General features: G+C 30.6%; 3 protein-coding genes. 2 read left to right on the top strand and 1 reads right to left on the bottom strand.

The genetic code is table 11. The features are described 5' to 3' along the window. Nucleotides 1-229 precede the first annotated feature (229 nt). Both P8H68_RS09985 and P8H68_RS09980 read left to right on the top strand, forming a co-directional pair. Nucleotides 230-655, top strand: a complete 426-nt coding sequence (locus tag P8H68_RS09985) for a hypothetical protein (protein WP_300324331.1) — start codon at nt 230-232, stop codon at nt 653-655. An 11-nt stretch (nt 656-666) separates the two neighbouring features. Beyond that, the gene (locus P8H68_RS09980; protein ID WP_300324328.1) at nt 667-1,776 is read left to right on the top strand and encodes a hypothetical protein; all 1,110 of its coding nucleotides are present in this window, start codon (nt 667-669) and stop codon (nt 1,774-1,776) included. Nucleotides 1,777-1,779: 3 nt separating this feature from the next. Here the strand turns inward: P8H68_RS09980 and P8H68_RS09975 are convergent, their stop codons facing one another. Then, nucleotides 1,780-2,394 carry a deoxynucleoside kinase gene (locus tag P8H68_RS09975; RefSeq protein ID WP_300324325.1) on the bottom strand — a complete coding sequence of 205 codons (615 nt, stop codon included), beginning with the start codon at nt 2,392-2,394 and terminating at the stop codon, nt 1,780-1,782. Nucleotides 2,395-2,455 lie beyond the last annotated feature (61 nt).

Genomic DNA, 2,455 nt, shown 5'->3' with positions numbered 1-2,455 from the left:
ATTCCTGCAGAAACAGTTTCTCAGGAGACGGAAGCAATCGAGGCAGAGGATCAAACAGTTTCTTTTAAAGACGAACTTGAAAAAACAATTCAAATAATTACAGCAGTGGAGAAAAAATCTGACTGTTAATTCTATCATTTTAATATAAAAAAAGGGATCTCATTTGAGATCCCTTTTTTGTTGAAATAAACTATTTCAAATAAATATTATTTATGTAATTTGGATGCTTATGAAAGAGAGTATGTTTTCAGTGAGCAAAGTGGTTTCCTTAGTGAATAGTGGGTATGAAAGTATAAAGAAATTGATTCTTTTTTTTGTTGCCTTACTTTATGTAATCACGGCCTATAATAGTATGGGAATGTATTATGCCGATGAGCATTTTCAAATTGTTGAATTTGCAAATTATAGATTAGGAGTCAATAGTTTAAATGATATGGCATGGGAGTATGATGCCAAAATAAGACCTTCAATTCAACCTGTTATTTGTTATTTTCTAATTAAATTGTTTGGTTTTTTTTCAATTAAAAATCCATATATTATTTCTTTTGGATTTAGACTTTTAACTGGGTTTCTGTCCTTAATGGCGATTGTATATTTTATCAGGAAAACCGAATTTCATTTTACTAAAAAAAAGATAAGTTATTATATTATTTAATATCTGGTTTTTTGTGTTTTTTAGCTTTTTTAAATGTTAGGTTTTCTTCGGAAGCATGGTCCAGCTTATTCATGGTATTCGCAGTTGGTTTGATTTTATCAAATAAAGAAAAGAACCTTAACCTATATTTTATAGGTTTGCTTTTTGGGTTTGCTTTTTTGTTTAGATTTCAAACGGTTTTTTCATTTATGGGTATTCTTGTCTGGTGTATTCTGATAATGAAGATGAAATGGACTGAGATTATCAAGTTAATTGGAGCCTTTGGGATAATTTTAATCTTAGGGACAGTACTAGATTTTTGGTTTTACGGTTCATTCGTTTTAACTCCATATAATTATTTTTATAAAAATATAATTGAGGGAGTTGCATCCAATTATGGGATTCAACCTTGGTATTTTTATGTTGAAACTATGATAATGAAACCTATTGTATTTATAGGTCTCCCTATTACGGTCTCATTGATTTATTTTTTTATTAAATATCCTAGACATGTGATTACATGGGTGGCATTCCCGTTTATCTTAATGCATTCTCTAGTGGGGCACAAAGAATTTAGGTTTTTATTCCCACTTGCGAATTTTGTCCCTTTCGTAATAATGGTTGCGATTCATAAAAATGAAATAAAATTTAGAAAAGGAAGTTTAAAAAGTTTAATGATAGGCCTAGTGGTAGTCGTTAATACTTTAATGTTGATTGTTTATTCCTTGAAACCTGCCGGAGCTGGTAGATTAATTCCTTCAAAATATTTGTATGAGAATTATCAAGATGAAGAAATATTACTTGTTCATGAAAAGGAAGATTTTGCCTTTACACATGAAAAATGGGGTTTTTCTATGAAGTTTTACGAACAGAAAAATATAGAAACTAAATCATTGCAGAGTCTTGATTCTTTAACGTCAGTTATTTCAGAGTCTCAGAAGATAATTTTTCTTTTGGTAAGTAAAGAAAACTTGGATAATGCTGGAGAAAATATTGATGAAGATAATTGGGAATTAGTAACAGAGTCAATGCCATTAAAACTCCGTTGGATTAGAATGTTTGAGGATTATGGTTTGAATATCCCGAGGACGGGAGAGTTTTTGTTACTTTATAGATTGATTGACAATAAAATAAAAGAATAGATGTTAAAATAATCCATGAATTTGAGCGTCAATCTTATCAATGATACTTCCAAGATCCTCTTGGTTTTCTACAAAATCAATATTGTCAACATCAATAATCAATAGTTTTCCTTTGTCGTATTGAGATGCCCAAGCCTCATATCTTTCATTCAATCTGCTTAAATATTCTATGCTAATGCTATTTTCATAGGCTCTTCCTCTTTTGTGAATTTGCCCTACCAATGTTTTAATATCGGCTCTCAGGTAAATAAGTAAATCAGGTGGTGTTACTAGATTCTCCATCAAATCAAATAAAGAAGAGTAGTTGTTGTAGTCTCTGTTTGTAAGCAGTCCCATTGCATGTAGGTTAGGAGCAAATATTTTTGCATCTTCATAAATGGTTCTATCTTGAATGATGTTTTTACCGCTTTTTTGAATTTTTAAGATTTGGTCAAATCTACTGTTTAAAAAGTAAACTTGTAGATTGAAGGACCAGCGCTCCATCTCACCATAAAAATCATCTAAATAAGGATTGTCTTCTGCGTTTTCAAAATGAGCGTCCCAATTGTAGTGTTTTGCTAAAAGTTCTGTAAGCGTCGTTTTTCCTGCGCCAATATTTCCTGCTATCGCTACGTGCATAGATAGATTTTTATAATAATTAGGGTACTAAGATATTATTTTTTATCAGTAGAAAAAAGAT

The organism is Flavicella sp. (genome assembly GCF_029238425.1).
Lineage (GTDB): Bacteria > Bacteroidota > Bacteroidia > Flavobacteriales > Flavobacteriaceae > Flavicella.
The sequence above is the reverse complement of the archived record's forward strand: the minus strand, read 5'-3'. Positions and strand labels throughout refer to the sequence as shown.

Coding starts and splice junctions, on each gene's coding strand:
- P8H68_RS09975 (WP_300324325.1), bottom strand. CDS start 2,394: ATGCACGTAGCGATAGCAGGAAATATTGGCGCAGGAAAAACGACGCTT.
- P8H68_RS09985 (WP_300324331.1), top strand. CDS start 230: ATGAAAGAGAGTATGTTTTCAGTGAGCAAAGTGGTTTCCTTAGTGAAT.